Origin of the sequence: Rhodococcus sp. EPR-157 (genome assembly GCF_001647195.1) — a bacterium.
Lineage (GTDB): Bacteria > Actinomycetota > Actinomycetes > Mycobacteriales > Mycobacteriaceae > Rhodococcoides.
Map to the genome: position 1 here is coordinate 1 of NZ_LVCV01000620.1, position 940 is coordinate 940.

Annotated in this window: 1 pseudogene; it reads left to right on the forward strand. The window is 66.8% G+C overall.

From position 1 onward, the window contains the following. Positions 1-940, forward strand: a pseudogene (locus A2J03_RS31335) (hypothetical protein); the annotation flags it as partial.

Genomic DNA, 940 nt, shown 5'->3' on the forward strand with positions numbered 1-940 from the left:
CTTGATCGAAGTGGAAACACTGCTGGGGCTGAGCCAGACTCCCGCGGTCCTCGCTGATGGGACACCGCTGGATCCGGAGTTGGCGCGGATGCTCGCCGAAGACAGCACATGGCAGGGCCTGCTGGTGGAGCTGACGCAATCCGAGGCCTTCCAGACCGCCCGACGAGCACACACAGCACGAGACACCGAGACAAGCAGTAAGACCGACGGCGACGACGAAGCCGGATCCGCTGGCACGAGCGACGATCCGGCGGACAGCCCAGACGACACAGACAGCAGTAGCGATCGCGGCCCGGACGATGGCGGCTCGGATGACACCGACGAACCAGACGACGGTGGCGGCCCGGACGACGGCGGTCCCGACGGTGGTCCCGACGATGAGGGTTCTGACGGTGGTCCCGACGATGAGGGTTCTGACGGTGGTCCCGACGATGGGGGTTCTGACGACAGCGCTCCGGACGGGCGTGGCGGTCCGAACACCGATCCTGCCCGAAAGACGCACTCCGACAACGAAACCAATACACGACCGGCACCCGAGAATCCCGACCCTGCACCCGAACCGGATGCTGGAGCCGGGCCCGATAGTACGACCAGGTCGTCCACCCGCGGCGCCCGGTTATGGCGACTACTCTTCCGCGGCCGAATACGACCCGCAGGCACCGTCCCACCACACCGACCCCACAACAATAAAACCCACACCAACAGCAGACATCACACCGGCACCGGCTCCGCCCCCGGTGGGGAATACGCACGCGCACAACTGATCACCGCACTCCTCGCCGCGATCAGAGACAACCCCGCCCTCGCCACCGGACCCCACCCCGACGGACACGGCGGACACGGCGGGCACACCACACCACCACCAGGAGCACTGACCTACCGACCCAGCTCCGAACTCGCCGCCCGCATCCGCATGACCTACAGCACCTGCACCCACCCC